The 13761-nt window shown below is 64.9% G+C and carries 13 protein-coding genes and 1 tRNA gene; 4 read left to right on the top strand and 10 right to left on the bottom strand.

The window, feature by feature from the left end; all coding sequences use genetic code 11:
- Positions 1–50: 50 nt before the first annotated feature.
- The 7 genes from ATF69_RS17935 to ATF69_RS17905 all read right to left on the bottom strand — a co-directional run bounded on the left by ATF69_RS17935 (position 51) and on the right by ATF69_RS17905 (position 8220).
- The gene (locus tag ATF69_RS17935) at positions 51–1145 is read right to left on the bottom strand and encodes a tartrate dehydrogenase (RefSeq protein ID WP_146871830.1); all 1095 of its coding nucleotides are present in this window, start codon (positions 1143–1145) and stop codon (positions 51–53) included.
- Between the two features lie 70 nt (positions 1146–1215).
- Complete coding sequence (pgsA, locus tag ATF69_RS17930) at positions 1216–1782, bottom strand: CDP-diacylglycerol--glycerol-3-phosphate 3-phosphatidyltransferase (protein WP_146871829.1); 567 nt, start codon at positions 1780–1782, stop codon at positions 1216–1218.
- Between the two features lie 45 nt (positions 1783–1827).
- Complete coding sequence (uvrC, locus tag ATF69_RS17925; RefSeq protein ID WP_146871828.1) at positions 1828–3831, bottom strand: excinuclease ABC subunit UvrC; 2004 nt, start codon at positions 3829–3831, stop codon at positions 1828–1830.
- Between the two features lie 116 nt (positions 3832–3947).
- A complete protein-coding gene (locus ATF69_RS17920; protein WP_146871827.1) occupies positions 3948–4931 on the bottom strand; it encodes a Bug family tripartite tricarboxylate transporter substrate binding protein in 984 nt (327 codons plus the stop codon).
- Between the two features lie 79 nt (positions 4932–5010).
- On the bottom strand, positions 5011–5991 hold the full coding sequence (locus tag ATF69_RS17915; protein ID WP_056064180.1) for a Bug family tripartite tricarboxylate transporter substrate binding protein: 981 nt from the start codon (positions 5989–5991) through the stop codon (positions 5011–5013).
- A gap of 46 nt (positions 5992–6037) precedes the next feature.
- Entirely contained in the window at positions 6038–7018 is a 981-nt protein-coding gene (locus ATF69_RS17910; RefSeq protein WP_146871826.1) for a hydroxymethylglutaryl-CoA lyase, read from the bottom strand.
- Positions 7015–8220, bottom strand: a complete 1206-nt coding sequence (locus ATF69_RS17905; RefSeq protein ID WP_146871825.1) for a CaiB/BaiF CoA transferase family protein — start codon at positions 8218–8220, stop codon at positions 7015–7017. The genes ATF69_RS17910 and ATF69_RS17905 overlap by 4 nt, the downstream gene beginning before the upstream one ends.
- A gap of 141 nt (positions 8221–8361) precedes the next feature.
- Between ATF69_RS17905 and ATF69_RS17900 the strand changes: the two genes are divergently transcribed.
- The 3 genes from ATF69_RS17900 (at position 8362) to efp (ending at position 11092) form a co-directional block, all read left to right on the top strand.
- Positions 8362–9258, top strand: coding sequence for a LysR family transcriptional regulator (locus ATF69_RS17900; protein WP_056064190.1), 897 nt, complete (start codon positions 8362–8364; stop codon positions 9256–9258).
- The gene (earP, locus tag ATF69_RS17895; RefSeq protein WP_146871824.1) at positions 9255–10397 is read left to right on the top strand and encodes an elongation factor P maturation arginine rhamnosyltransferase EarP; all 1143 of its coding nucleotides are present in this window, start codon (positions 9255–9257) and stop codon (positions 10395–10397) included. Before ATF69_RS17900 ends, earP begins: the two co-directional genes overlap by 4 nt.
- 140 nt (positions 10398–10537) lie before the next feature.
- Positions 10538–11092 (top strand): elongation factor P, encoded by a 555-nt coding sequence (efp, locus tag ATF69_RS17890; RefSeq protein WP_008906801.1) that lies wholly within the window; start codon positions 10538–10540, stop codon positions 11090–11092.
- Positions 11093–11230: 138 nt separating this feature from the next.
- Here efp and rimO read toward each other — a convergent pair whose 3' ends face one another.
- Both rimO and phaR read right to left on the bottom strand, forming a co-directional pair.
- Positions 11231–12622, bottom strand: a complete 1392-nt coding sequence (gene rimO, locus ATF69_RS17885; RefSeq protein WP_099730612.1) for a 30S ribosomal protein S12 methylthiotransferase RimO — start codon at positions 12620–12622, stop codon at positions 11231–11233.
- Between the two features lie 179 nt (positions 12623–12801).
- Complete coding sequence (gene phaR, locus ATF69_RS17880; protein WP_056064204.1) at positions 12802–13362, bottom strand: polyhydroxyalkanoate synthesis repressor PhaR; 561 nt, start codon at positions 13360–13362, stop codon at positions 12802–12804.
- A 61-nt stretch (positions 13363–13423) separates the two neighbouring features.
- On the opposite strand from phaR, the gene ATF69_RS17875 reads away from it, so the two are divergent.
- Entirely contained in the window at positions 13424–13651 is a 228-nt protein-coding gene (locus ATF69_RS17875; RefSeq protein WP_146871823.1) for a hypothetical protein, read from the top strand.
- On the opposite strand, the gene ATF69_RS17870 is transcribed toward ATF69_RS17875, so the two are convergent.
- Positions 13646–13722, bottom strand: a tRNA-Val gene (locus tag ATF69_RS17870). The genes ATF69_RS17875 and ATF69_RS17870 overlap by 6 nt on opposite strands.
- Positions 13723–13761 lie beyond the last annotated feature (39 nt).

Here is a 13761-nt window from a genome sequence, read left to right as displayed (position 1 = left end):
ACACGCCGTATCGGCAGCACTCCGTATTGACACCCCGCAGCCAGCCGTACTCAACGAGCAGCGAGTGCCTGAGCAATGGCTTTGCCCACATCCTGCGTGCTGCCCGTGCCGCCCAGGTCCGGGGTGCGCGGAGCACCACTGCCGGGTTGCAACACGGCTTCGATAGCGGCCAGAACGGCGTCGTGCGCGGCGCGGTAACCCAGGAAGTCCAGCATCATTGCGCCGCACCAGATCTGCCCGATGGGGTTGGCGATGCCCTTGCCCGCGATGTCGGGCGCCGAGCCATGCACTGGCTCAAACAGCGACGGCGTGGTGCGCGTGGGGTTGAGGTTGGCGCTGGGCGCGATGCCGATGGTGCCGGTGCACGCAGGCCCCAGGTCCGAGAGGATGTCGCCAAACAGGTTGCTGGCAACCACCACGTCAAAGAAGTCGGGCCGCTGCACGAAGTGGGCGGTGAGGATGTCGATGTGGAACTTGTCCACCGTCACATCGGGGTAGGCCTTGGCCATCTCGGCCACGCGCTCGTCCCAGTAGGGCATGGTGATGGCGATGCCGTTGGACTTGGTGGCGCTGGTCAGGTGCTTCTTGGGGCGCGACTGGGCCAGTTCAAACGCAAACTTCAGCACGCGGTCCACGCCGTGGCGCGACATCACTGTCTCCTGCATCACGATCTCACGCGGAGTGCCTTCGTACATGCGACCACCGATGCTGGAGTATTCGCCTTCGGTGTTCTCGCGCACGATCAGCATGTCGATCTCGCCGGGCAGGCGCGGGCTGCCGTCACGGCGCACCACAGGTGCGATCACGCCTGGCATGAGGCGCGCGGGCCGAAGGTTGATGTACTGATCGAACTCGCGGCGGAACAGCAGCAGCGAGCCCCAGAGCGAGACATGGTCGGCGATCTTGTCGGGCCAGCCCACCGCGCCGAAGTAGATGGCCTCATGGCCGCCGATCTGGTCCTTCCAGTTGTCGGGCAGCATCTTGCCGTGCTTTTCGTAGTAGTCCCAGCTCGAAAAGTCGAAGTGGTCGAAATGCAGGTCAATGCCGAACTTGCGGGCGGCCTCGTCCAGAACGCGGAGGCCCTCGGGCATTACCTCTTTGCCAATGCCGTCACCGGCAATGACTGCAATGCGATGCTTCGCCATTCAGATGCTCCTGAAAATATAGCTGCCTGCGCCTATTCATCCAGCGCTCCAGGCATCAAAGACTTGAAAACTATTTGACGCGTGCCCGGATCTCGGGCAACGCCTTCTGCAGGTAGTACACCATCGACCAGACGGTGAGCACCGCCGAGGCCCAGATGAGCCAGCTGCCCCACACGCCGGTATCGATCACGCCAAACAGGCGCCCGTCGTACAGCAGAAAGGGGATGGCCAGCATCTGCACCGTGGTCTTGACCTTGCCGATCATGTGCACGGCCACGCTCTTGCTGGCGCCGATCTGCGCCATCCACTCGCGCAGGGCCGAGATCGCGATCTCGCGGCCGATGATGATGAGGGCCACAAACACGTCGGCACGTTGCAGGTGCACCAGCACCAGGAGCGACGCACACACCAGAAACTTGTCGGCCACCGGATCCAGGAAAGCACCGAAGGACGAGGTCTGGTTGAGCTTGCGGGCCAGGTAGCCGTCCAGCCAGTCGGTGGCCGCGAACACCACGAACATCACGGTGGCGATGAGATTGCGCGTGGCCGGGTCCAGCGGTGCGTAGAACACCCCCACGATCAAAGGTATCGCGACGATGCGCGTCCAGGTCATCAAGGTGGGGATAGTCCAGAACATGGAGGCGATTGTGTCACGGCGCGGCCGTGGAACGGCACATGGGGCTTATCTCAAGGCCTTGTAAATTTCTTCTGCCAATTCATGCGAGATGCCATCCACGGTGGCCAGGTCCTCCACGCTCGCGGATGCAACCCCACGCACCCCGCCAAAACGTTGCAACAGGCGCGCTCGTTTCTTGGGCCCCACCCCCGCAATTTCTTCCAGTTGCCCGCCCCCCACGCGCACCTTGGCCCGTGCCGCGCGCATGCCGGTGATGGCAAAGCGGTGCGCCTCATCGCGGATCTGCGCCACCAGCATGAGCGCGGCCGAATCCTTGCCCAGGTAGACCTTCTCACGCCCATCGGCAAACACCAGCTCTTCCAGGCCCACCTTGCGGCCCTCGCCCTTCTCGACCCCCACGATGCGGGTCAGGTCCAGCCCCAGCGCAATGAACACCTCACGCGCCACGCCCACCTGGCCCTTGCCGCCGTCGATGAGCACCAGATCCGGCAAACGCGCCTGGCCTTTGGGCCGGGCTGCGGCTTGCGCCTCGGGCGATTGCGCATAGTCGATGCCGCCCTCCTCGCGCTGCGCCTCCACCACCTTGCTGTAGCGGCGCGTAAGCACCTGGCGCATGGCGGCATAGTCGTCGCCGCCGGTGATGCCTTCGATCTTGTAGCGGCGGTATTCGCTGCTCTGCATCTTGTGGTGGTGAAACACCACACACGACGCCTGGGTGGATTCACCCGCCGTGTGCGAGATGTCGAAACACTCGATGGTGAGTTGGTCCAGGTCTTCGGGCGGCAGATCCAGTGCCTCGGCCAGCGCCCGCGTGCGGGCCTGCTGCGAGCCCTCCTCGGCCAGCAGACGGGCCAGTTGCAGGTCGGCGTTTTTCTGCGCCATGTCCAGCCACGCGCGGCGCTGTTCGCGCGGCTGGTGGATAGCGTTCACGCGCAAGCCACTTTGTTCGGTCAGCGCGTCCAGCAAGGCCTTGTCCACCGGCACACTGGTCACCAGCAGCGGTGGCACGGGCACACCGATGTAGTGCTGGGCAATGAAGGCCTCCAGCACCAGGGCCTCCACGGGGCGAACCGGACGAGACGGGGTAGCCACCGTTTCATCCGCACCGTCCCCGCCCTCTTCTTCGAACACCGCCGCAGCGTCCTCGACATGCACCGGAAAGTACGGCCGGTCGCCCAGGTGGCGGCCACCGCGCACCATGGCCAGGTTCACGCAGGCGCGGCCACCTTGCACGCGCACCGCCAGGATGTCCACATCCTTGTCATCCACCGTCTCGATGGACTGCTGGTGCAGCACGCGCGACAGCGCCTGGATCTGGTTGCGCACCTCGGCAGCCTGCTCAAACTCCAGCTTGTCGGAGTGCGCCATCATGCGCGCCTCCAGCGCCTGCAGCAGCTCCTGCGTTTCGCCGCGCAGCAATGCCTCGGCGTGCTGCACGTCAGCCGCATAGGCCTCGGGCGAGATCAAGTCCACGCAGGGCCCGGTGCAGCGCTTGATCTGGTACAGCAGGCAGGGCCGTGTGCGGTTGGCAAACACCGTGTCTTCGCAGGTGCGCAGCCGGAACACCTTTTGCAGCAGCTGAATGGTTTCCTTCACCGCCCAGGCGCTGGGGTACGGGCCAAAGTAGCGGTGCTTCTTGTCCACCGCGCCCCGGTAGTAGGCCATGCGCGGAAACGCCTGGCCCGGCGCATCGCCCCGCGTGTGGGCGCCCGGTGTGCCGGTGATCTTGAGATAGGGGTAGCTCTTGTCGTCGCGGAACAGGATGTTGAACTTGGGGTTCAGCGTCTTGATGAGGTTGTTTTCCAGCAGCAGCGCCTCGGCCTCGGAGCGCACCACCGTGGTCTCCATGCGCACGATCTTGCTGACCATGTGGCCGATGCGGGTGCCGCCATGGTTCTTCTGGAAGTAGCTGGACACCCGGCGCTTGAGGTTGAGCGCCTTGCCCACGTACAGCAGCGCATCCTGCGCGTCGAAATAACGGTACACGCCCGGCAACGCGGGCAGCGCAGCCACCTGCGCCAGGAGTTCTTCGGAATGCACATCAGACATGGCGCGTATTGTGGCCCCGTGCGCAGCCTGCCCTTTTCACTATCAAAAAAATAGCTACCAGCGCATATTCAACCAGCGCTTGCAGCCATCTTTATCAAAAAATCACCGCACCCCGGTCACTCCGCCTCGATCTTCGAGGTCTTCACCACCTGCGCCCAGTTGGCCAGATCAGCCTTCACCTTGTCACCCAACTGCGCCGGGGTCTGGTAGTCGGCCGTGGCGCCCTGCTCCTGCGCCTTTTGCTGGAAGGCCGCGTTCTGCACCACGGTGCGGATGTCGGCCGTCAGCTTGTCCACCACGGCCTTGGGCACGGCGGCGGGGGCAAACACCGCAAACCATGAGGTGGCATCGACCTTGGGGTAGCCCGCCTCGGCCGTGGTGGGCACATCAGGCAGGCTGGGCAGGCGCTGCTTGCCCGTCACGGCCAGCACGCGCAGCTTGCCGCTGGCGATGTGGGGCATGAACGGTGGTGCAGTGCCAAAGGTCAGGTCCACCTGGCCGCCCAGCAGGTCCTGCAGCGCTGGGCCCGTGCCTTTGTAGGGCACGTGGACCATCTTGATGGCGCCTTGCTGCTCCAGCATGGCACCGGTCACGTGCTGCAGCGAGCCGTTGCCCGACGAGGCGTAGTTGAGCTTGCCGGGATTGGCCTTGGCGTAGGCGATCAGCTCGGGCAGCGTTTTCACCGGCAGGTCGGCACGCACCACGATGATCTGCGGGGCCGAGATCACGTTGGCCACGGGTTGGAAGTCGCCTTGCTCCCACTGCTTTTGTTTGGTGATGTGGGGCGAGATGACGTGGTAGCCCGAGTACTGCATGAGCAGCGTGTAGCCATCGGCCTCGGCCCGCTTGACGGCGCTGGCGGCAATGTTGCCGTTGCCCCCGCCCTTGTTGTCCACGATGACCGACTGGCCCAGCACCGGCGCAAGCGCCTGCGCCAGCATGCGGGCCGACAGGTCGGTGGTGCCGCCTGCGGCGGTGGGCACCACCATGGTGACGTTCTTGGACGGGTAAGCGCCCTGCGCCGCTGCGTGGCCGATGAAGCTGATGGTGGCCAGTGCGGCCAGGGCGAGGGTGGTGAACTGCTTGCGGGTGGTTTTCATGAAGGGATGTCTCCGTCGTTGTCGTTGTTGTCAAAAATCTGAGTTGCGAGAAGCAAAAAGGCGCAGAGAAAGCACCCGGTCAATCGACCGTCGCACCCGTGTCCTTGACCACGCGGCTCCACTTGGGCAGGTCGGACTGCACCAGCGCCGCCAGCTGCGCCGCCGTGCCCTTGAAGGGCTCGCAGCCCACGGTGGCCAGCTTGTCCACCACGTCCTTGTGCTCCAGCGCGCGCGCCACCTCGGCCTGCAGCTGCGCCACGATGGGCGCGGGCGTGCCAGCCGGGGCAAACAGCGCATACCAGGGCGCCTGGCCAAAGCCTTTGATCGTCTCGCCGATGGTGGGCGCATCGGGCAGTGCGGCCACGCGCTTTTCATTGACCACACCCAGCACCTTGAGCTTGCCTGCCTTGATGAACGCAATGGCTGACGGCAGGCTTTGCACCGACAGCGGCACTTGCCCGCCCACCACGTCGGTGGCTGCAGCGGCGGAACCCTTGTACGGAATGTGCTGCAGCTGGATGCCTGCCGCCTTTTGCAGCATCTCACCAATCAGGTGGTTCAGCGTGCCGTTGCCCGCCGAGGCAATCGCATATTTGCCAGGGCTGGCCTTCGCCAAAGCCACCATTTCGGCCACGGTGTTGGCCGGGAAGGACGGATGAGCCACCAGCACATAGCCCGCCGTGGCCACGGGCGCCACGGGTGCGAAGTCCTTGACCGGATCGAACCCCGGGTTCTTGTACAGCGCAGGGCCAATCACATGGGCGCTGTCGGCCGTCAGCAGCAGGGTGTAGCCATCATTGCGCGCGCGGGCCGTGGCGCCTGTGGCCAGGGTGCCGCCCGCACCAGGGCGGTTGTCCACGATCACGCTCTGGCCCATTTGTTCGCTGAGTTTTTGCGCCACCACGCGCGCAATGGCGTCGTTGGCGCCACCAGCGGCCTGGGGCACCACCACGGTGATGGGCTTGGAGGGGTATTTGTCCTGCGCGCCCGCTGCGAAGGCAGCGGAGCACAGCACGGCGGCGGTGAAGATGCGGCGGGACAGTGGGGCGGGGAAGGTCATGGCTTTTGTCTCCTGGTGTTATGTGTGAATGCAGGCTCGCCCGCGCTCAGCGGGCAAGCGCTCTTTCGCGGATCGCCTCGAAATCGGCAGGCACCGGGTGCAGTGCCAGGCGCGGACCCGCCTTGGCAATCTGGCTGGGGATATCGTGGCCGATCAACGCAGGCAGTTGCTGCGCCGCCACCACCAGTTGTGCCAAGTCCACCCCGGTGTCATAGCCCATCAGCGCCAGCGCATGCACGATCTCTTCGCTACACACATTGCCGCTGGCGCCCGGCGCATAGGGGCAGCCGCCCAGGCCGCCCAGCGAGGCATCGAACCGGTCCGCACCCGCGTCGATGGCCGCCAGCACATTGGCCAGCCCCATGCCGCGCGTGTTGTGGAAATGCAGGGTGAACTCCACCCCCGGCCAGCGCGCGCGGGCTGCCGCGGTGAGCTGGTGCACCTGCGTGGCGTAGGCCATGCCCGTGGTGTCGCACAGCGTGATGCCACGCACGCCCCGATCCACAAAACGCTGCACCCAGCCGAACACATCCGCCTCGGCCACATCGCCTTCCATGGGGCAGCCAAAAACACACGACAGCGACACATTCACCGCCACGTTGGCGCCCTGCGCCAGGGCCACTACCTGCGCCAACGCCGCAAACGACTGTTCCTGCGTCATGCGCAGATTGGCCAGGTTGTGGGTGGCGCTGACCGACATCACCAGGTTCAGCTCGTCCGTGCGCGACTCGATGGCGCGCTCTGCACCGCGCAGGTTGGGCACCAGCGCGGTGTAGACCGTGCCAGGGCGGCGCGTGATCTCGCGCATCACGATCTCGGCATCCTTGAGCGCAGGGATGGCCATGGGCGAGGTGAACGAAGTCACCTCGATCTTGGCCAGGCCCGCCGCCGACAGTGCGTTGCACAGCGCGATCTTGTCGGCCGTGGGCACAAATGCCTTTTCCATCTGCAGGCCGTCGCGCAGGCCGACTTCCTGCATATGGATGCGGCGGCCTGCGCCCTGCCACACGGTGTTGGATGCACTCATTGAATCACCCCCTTGCTGCGCAGCAGCGCGATCTGTTCGGCCGTGAGGCCTGCCTCGGTCAGCACCGCATCGGTGTCGTCGCCCAGGTGCGGCGCGCTGCTGCGGATGCTGCCCGGCGTGGCCGAGAGCTTGGGCACGATGCCCGGCACTTCTACGCTGTAGCCGTCGCGCGTCTGTTGCGTCAGCAGCATGTCGCGGGCGCGGTAGTGCGGGTCTTCGGCAATGTCTTTGGCGGTGTAGACCTTGCCCGCAGGCACGCGGGCGGCGCCCAATGCGTCCAGCACCTGCTGCACGGTGCGCTGCGCGCTCCAGGCGCCAATCGCAGCGTCGATCTCTTCCACCCGCGCCACGCGGCCGGTGTTGTTGGCCAGGTCCGGCGCGGCGCCCAGGTCGGGCCTGCCAATCGCGTCCATCAGTCGCTTGAAGATGCTGTCGCCATTGCCCGCCACCAGCACCCAGCCATCCGTGCAGGGGTAGGCGTTGCTCGGTGCAATGCCCGGCAGCGCGCTGCCTGCGGCCTCGCGCACGGCCCCGAAGGCGCTGTATTCGGGGATCAGGCTTTCCATCACGTTGAACACCGCCTCGTGCAGCGCCACGTCAATCACCTGACCCTGGCCGCCGTTGACCTTGCGGTGGTACAGCGCCGTGAGCACGCCGATGGTGCCGTGCAGCGCCGCCAGCGTGTCGCCAATCGAGACACCGACGCGCACCGGCACGCGACCGGGCTCGCCCGTCAGGTGGCGCAGGCCGCCCATGGCTTCGCCGATGGCGCCAAAGCCTGGCAGGTCGCGGTACGGCCCCGTCTGGCCGTAGCCAGAGATGCGCAGCATCACGAGGCCGGGGTTGAGTTGGTGCAGCTCCTCGGGCGACATGCCCCAGCCTTCCAGCGTGCCGGGGCGGAAGTTCTCGACCAGCACATCGGCTTCTGCAATCAGCTGGCGAGCGATGTCCTGCCCCTCCTTTTGCCGCAGGTCCAGCGCCACCGAGCGCTTGTTGCGCGACTGCACCTGCCACCAGACAGAAGTGCCTTCCTTGATCAGGCGCCAGTTGCGCAGCGGGTCGCCGGTCTCGGGCGCCTCGATCTTGATCACATCGGCGCCAAACTCGCCCAGCGTCTTGCCGCAGAAAGGCCCGGCAATGAGCTGGCCCATTTCGATGACGCGCACGCCTTGCAACGCGGCGGGGGAAGCAATGGAATCCATGGGTGGGGTTATCTCCTGCGGCCAGCCCCACGCCGGGGCGGCTCGGGGCGAATGATGCGCAGGGTGTGCGGGGCCGTAAATCGCTCAAGCAACAAGATGCCATCGCAAACCGGCATGGCAGCTTGTTACCATCAGGCCCCCATGAAACTTGATCCCGTCTCCCTGCGCCTGTTTGTGGCCGTGATGGAAGAAAGCACCATCGCTGCCGCCGCCGCGCGCGAGCACCTGGCCGCCTCGGCCGTGAGCCGCCGCCTGGCCGACCTGGAAGACGCGTTGCACGTGGCCCTGTTCACCCGCAGCAACAAGGGCACCGAGCCCACGGCTGCCGCATTTGCCCTGCTGAACCTGGCGCGCGGCGTACTGAATGACCTGGACGGCATCGCCACCCAGATGCGCGAATATGGCACCGGAGTGCGCGGTCACGTGCGAGTGGTGGCCAACATCTCGGCCATCACGCAGTTTTTGCCGGGGGAACTGCAGAGCTTTCTGGCACAACACCCGCAGGTGGATGTGCGGCTGCAGGAGCAGATCAGCAGCGCGATTGCGCATTCCGTGGCCGAGAACGCGGCCGACGTGGGCATCCTGAACGAAGGCCACTACGGCGAACGGGTGACGCTGCTGCCCTACCGCACCGACGAGCTGGTGCTGGTGGTACCCACCGGCCATGCGCTGGCGCGGCGCAAGTCCGTGCGGCTGGCAGACGCCCTGCCCTATGACTTTGTGGGCGCGCACCCCAACAGCGCCATCAACAACCAGCTCACCCGCGCATCCGCCGAGGCTGGCCTGCCGCTTCGACTGCGCATGCAGGTCACCAGCTACGACGCGCTGTGCCTCATGGTCAACGCCGGCCTGGGTGTGGGCGTGATGCCGCGCGGCAGTGCGCGGCTGTACCAGGGCGCGCTGCAGATCCGCACCGTCACCCTGAACGAGCCCTGGGCCCACCGCCGCCTGTCGCTGTGCGTGCGGTCGGAAGAATCCCTCTCCACCGTGGCCCGGCTGCTGGTGGACCACTTGCGCACCCAGCCCGCCACACCATGACCCCCGACCGCCAGCCCCTGCAGTGGGATGTGTTCTGCCGCGTGATTGACAACTTTGGCGACATTGGCGTGTGCTGGCGCCTGGTGGCGCAGCTGGCCGCACTGGGCCACCGCGTGCGCCTGTGGGTGGACGACGCCTCGGCGCTGCAATGGATGGCCCCTGGGGGCTGCCCCGGGGTGGAGGTGCGGCCCTGGGGCGCGCCGCCGCCGGGCCCCAACGAGCCGCCACCCGATGTGATGGTGGAGGCCTTCGGCTGCGATATTGCTCCTGAATTCATAGCGTATAGCGCATATTCCACTAGCGCTTCTGGCCAAAATCGCTCCAAACCTGTCTGGATCAACCTGGAATACCTGTCTGCAGAGGGTTACGTCGCACGCACCCACCGCCTGCCGTCCCCCATTCTGTCCGGCCCGGCATCGGGGTGGACGCGCTGGTTTTTTTACCCCGGCTTCACGACCGGCACCGGCGGCCTCCTGCGCGAGCCCCATCTGATGGCGCGGCGCGAGGCTTTTGACCGCAGCGCCTGGCGCACGGAGCACCGGGCACTGTTTGGCAGGGGCGAAGAAGCACCAGGCAGCCGCTGGGTGTCGCTGTTCTGCTACGAGCCCCCGGCGCTGGCCCACCTGCTGCAACAGTGTGCGCTGCAACCCACCGAGCTGCTGGTCACGCCTGGCCGCCCGGCCGCTGCGGTGCGGGCGACACTGGCCGAGCCCTCCGGGAACGAAGGAGGTCCGCAAGCGCATGACCAGCGGGGGCTGCTGTCCTTGTCCTACCTTCCCCACCGCCCCCAGCCAGCGTTTGATGAGATGCTGTGGGCCTGCGACTTCAATGCGGTGCGGGGCGAGGACTCGCTGGTGCGTGCGCTGTGGGCGGGTCAGGCCTTTGTCTGGCAGATCTACCCGCAGCACGACAACGCCCACCACGACAAGCTCTGGGCCTTTCTGGACTGGCTGCAGGCGCCTGCGTCGCTGCGGCAGTTCCACGCCACCTGGAACGGGCTGGACGCCGCGCCGCTGCAGTGGCCGGACGACAACACGCTGGCAGAGTGGACCGCCTGCACCCAGGCTGCCCGTGCGCGCCTGCTGACGCAGGACAACCTCGTCGCACAACTTTTGGGCTTTGTCGCCGAAAAACGGTAAAATCCGAGGCTTTGCGCAAATCAGGTGCGGCATGTCAGTGCCTGCTCCCCGCGCACTTTCGCCGCAGAACATGCACCGGCGCGCAAACCAGATGGTTTGCCAGCCCGCGCGTTGAGCGGCCCCAACCCAAGCAACTTGCTATGAAAATCGCTCAAGAAATCCGCGCCGGCAACGTCATCATGCACGGCAAGGACCCCATGGTGGTCCTGAAGACCGAATACGCCCGCGGCGGCCGCGGTGCAGCCACCGTGCGCATGAAGCTCAAGAGCCTGATCGGCAACTTCGGCACCGAAGTCGTGTTCAAGGCCGACGACAAGATCGACAACGTGATCCTGGACAAGAAAGAGTGCACCTACTCCTACTTTGCCGACCCCATGTACGTGTGCATGGACACCGAGTACAACCAGTACGAAGTGGAAGCCGAAAACATGGGCGACTCGCTGAACTACCTGGAAGACGGCATGACCGTGGAAGTGGTGTTCTATGACGGCAAGGCCATCTCGGTCGAACTGCCCACCAGCGTCGAGCGCGAAATCACCTGGACGGAACCCGCCGTCAAGGGCGACACCTCCGGCAAGGTCATGAAGCCTGCCAAGATCGCCACCGGCTTCGAAGTGCCCGTGCCCCTGTTCGTCAGCCAAGGCGACAAGATCGAAATCGACACCCGCACTGGCGAATACCGCAAGCGCGTCTAAGGGCGGCAAGGGCTCGCAGCCCTCTCTCCCTCACAGGAGATCCCCCAAAGAAAAAGGCTTCCCTCGGGAAGCCTTTTTTATGATTCAGAGCCAATGCGCTAGTGCTGCATGGGTCCAACGCTACGAATTAAATAGCAATCAGATAGGTTGCGCCACCAGGTCGTGCCCCTGCACGCCCACGATACGTGCCTTGGTGAACTCCCCCACCTTGAGCTGCTTGCTGATCTTCTCGGGCGGCAGCAGCTGCACGGTGCCGTCGATCTCGGGCGCATCCGCATAAGTGCGGCCCACACCCCCTTTGCGGCCCAGGGCAGGTGCATGGTCCACCAGCACCTGCATGGTGGCACCCACCCGGCGCTGCAGCCTGGCGATCGAGACCTCTTCCGCCACCGCCATGAAGCGGGCACGGCGCTCTTCGCGCACTTCCATCGGCAGCATGCCGGGCAGCTCGTTGGCCGCAGCGCCATTCACATCGCTGTAGGCAAAGCAGCCCGCACGGTCAATCTGCGCCTCGCGCACGAAGTCGAGCAGGTGCTGGAACTCTTCCTCCGTCTCGCCCGGAAAGCCCGCAATGAAGGTGCTGCGGATGACCAGCTCGGGGCAGGCTTCGCGCCAGCGCAGGATGCGCTCCAGGTTGCGCTCGCCGCTGGCGGGGCGCTTCATGCGCTTCAATACGTCAGGGTGGCTGTGCTGGAAAGGCACGTCCAGGTACGGCAGCACCTTGCCCGTGGCCATGAGTGGGATCACTTCGTCCACGCTGGGGTACGGGTACACATAGTGCAGGCGCACCCAGGCGCCATAGGGCTCGGCAATCTCGCCCAGCGTCTGCACCAGCTCCAGCATGCGGGTCTTGACGGGCTTTCCGTCCCAGAAGCCCGTGCGGTACTTCACGTCCACGCCATAGGCCGAGGTGTCCTGGCTGATCACCAGCAACTCTTTCACACCACCTTCAAACAAGGCCTTGGCCTCGCTTAGCACGTCGCCAATGGGGCGCGACACCAGATCGCCGCGCATGGACGGGATGATGCAGAAGGTACAACGGTGGTTGCAGCCTTCGCTGATCTTGAGGTAAGCGTAGTGCTTGGGCGTGAGCTTGATGCCCGCGATGCCAAAGCTGCCGGGCACCAGGTCCACGAACGGGTCGTGGGGCTTGGGCAGGTTCAGGTGGACCGCATCCATCACCTCTTGCGTGGCATGGGGCCCGGTCACGGCCAGCACGCTGGGGTGCATCTGGCGCACCATGTTGCCGCCATCGTCACCCGTGCGGGCGCCCAGGCAGCCGGTGACGATGACCTTGCCGTTCTCGGCCAGGGCTTCGCCAATGGTGTCCAGGCTTTCTTTCACGGCATCGTCGATGAAGCCGCAGGTGTTGACGATGACCAGGTCGGCACCCTGGAAGGTCTTGGAGGTTTCGTAACCCTCGGCGCTCAGCTGCGTGAGGATCAGCTCGGAATCGGTCAGCGCCTTGGGGCATCCCAGGCTGACGAATCCGACTTTGGGTGTTTTGGTGGGGGCAATTGCTTCGCTCATATCCCCGTATTGTCCCAGTTCCGGCGTTGAGCGGTCAGGATTGCCGATTCATCGCAAGGTTTGCCACCTGCCGCAACCTGCGCAACCGGTGCTGCACCAGCCCGCAGCCGCGATTTAAAGGCAGCACCGCCGCTATAGCGGCGCCGCCCGGGGGCAAGGCGCCGCAGGCGCCTCGGGGGCTATCTTTTCAGTCCAAATGCGCCCAGCATCTGCTCCGTCTGCTTTTGCATCTGCTCCTGCATCTGGGCCAGCATGGTCTGCGACTGCTCGACATAGTTGCCCATCATGCCCTTGAGCATGGGCGACTGCAGGCTCATGAACTGCGCCCACATCTCGGGCGTCACGCTTTGGGACTGCTCGGCCAGCTTGGTCTGCACGTCGGTGAAGGCCTGGACGTTCTTCTCCAGGTACGCGCCCATGAACCCCTGCATGGCATGGCCATAGAACCGGATGATGTTGGCCAGCACCGCCTCGGTGAACATCGGGGCGCCGCCCGCCTCCTCTTCCAAAATGATCTGCAGCAGGATGCTGCGTGTGAGGTCTTCGCCCGTCTTGGCGTCGCGCACCACCACGTTCTGGTGGTCCATCACCAGCTGGCGCACCTCGGCCAGGGTGATGTAGGTGGAGGTGTCTGTGTCGTACAGACGGCGGTTGGGGTACTTCTTGATGACGCGCTGGGCCGATTTGGACGCAGCGGTTTTCGGTTCGGACACAACGAACTCCTCGGGCTCAAAACCCATGTATTGCAGTGCAGCACATTCTAGGGAGACTGCCGCGCCGCAGCGGCAAAGGAATACCCTGATGATGTCGGGCACCAATGTGTCGCGTGGGCGACTGATGCTTGAGGCGCCGTATGCCGTGCAGCCTTTTACGCACAACGCCCCAGCAACAGCCCTTGGCGAGGGAAGAAAGAAGCAGAAACAAAAAAGCCACCTTGCGGTGGCTTGCTCTGTGAACACCAAGTGCGGTGTTGTTGCCAAGTTTTTTATGGATCTGAAAGCTGGTTTCTTTCAGCGAAAAACTTGGTAGGCGCGATTGGACTCGAACCAACGACCCCCACCATGTCAAGGTGGTGCTCTAACCAGCTGAGCTACGCGCCTGTCGTTATCAAGACCACGATTATAGCCATAAAAATCGCC

The sequence above is a fragment of the Acidovorax delafieldii genome (assembly GCF_007993815.1).
Taxonomy (GTDB): domain Bacteria; phylum Pseudomonadota; class Gammaproteobacteria; order Burkholderiales; family Burkholderiaceae_C; genus Acidovorax; species Acidovorax delafieldii.
This window is presented reverse-complemented; position numbering and strand designations above follow the sequence as displayed.